The 626-nt window shown below is 72.4% G+C and carries 1 protein-coding gene; it reads right to left on the bottom strand.

The features are described 5' to 3' along the window. Positions 1-386 (bottom strand): double zinc ribbon domain-containing protein (locus HA630_RS25795; protein ID WP_208299889.1); only part of this gene is annotated, 386 nt, incomplete at its 3' end. Positions 387-626: the final 240 nt, after the last annotated feature.

Genomic DNA, 626 nt, shown 5'->3' with positions numbered 1-626 from the left:
GCAGGTGCAGGTGCAGGTGCAGGTGCAGGTGCAGGTGCAGGTGCAGGTGCAGGTGCAGGTGCAGGTGCAGGTGCAGGTGCAGGTGCAGGTGCAGGGTCCGCCGGTCCTGCAACGGCGCCTGGGGCCGGTGCGGCCTCCGGGACGGGCATTGGCGCAGGCGCCAGCTGGGGCTGTGGCGTGGGGAGCGGGGTCGGGTCCGGAGCCGTCTCGGGGACCCCCACGGGTGGCGTCAGAAAGCCGTGACCGCAGCCGGCGCAGAAGCGGGCCTCAGGCTTGTTGGCCGTGCCGCAGGCCGGGCAAGACCGTGCGAGCGCGGTGCCGCATTGCTTGCAGCGTTTGGCGGTGTCCCGGTTGTCGGTGCCGCAGTTTCCACAAGTGATGCCCATCGGTCCCATCCCTCCCTGGTCAGTTCGCCTGCCATTCTAGTGGGGCAGTCGGGGCATTGGCTGGCCTCAGGCCGGGGTGGGCACCCCCAGGGCGGCGCGGGCCACGGCCTCGGCCACCTTGAGGCCGTCCACCCCCGCCGACAAGATGCCGCCGGCGTAACCCGCGCCTTCGCCGGCCGGGTACAGGCCGCGCACGTTCAGGCTCTGGAAGTCGTCGCCGCGGGTGATGCGCAGCGGCGA

Source organism: Aquabacterium sp. A08, from assembly GCF_011742065.1.
The sequence above is the reverse complement of the archived record's forward strand: the minus strand, read 5'-3'. Positions and strand labels throughout refer to the sequence as shown.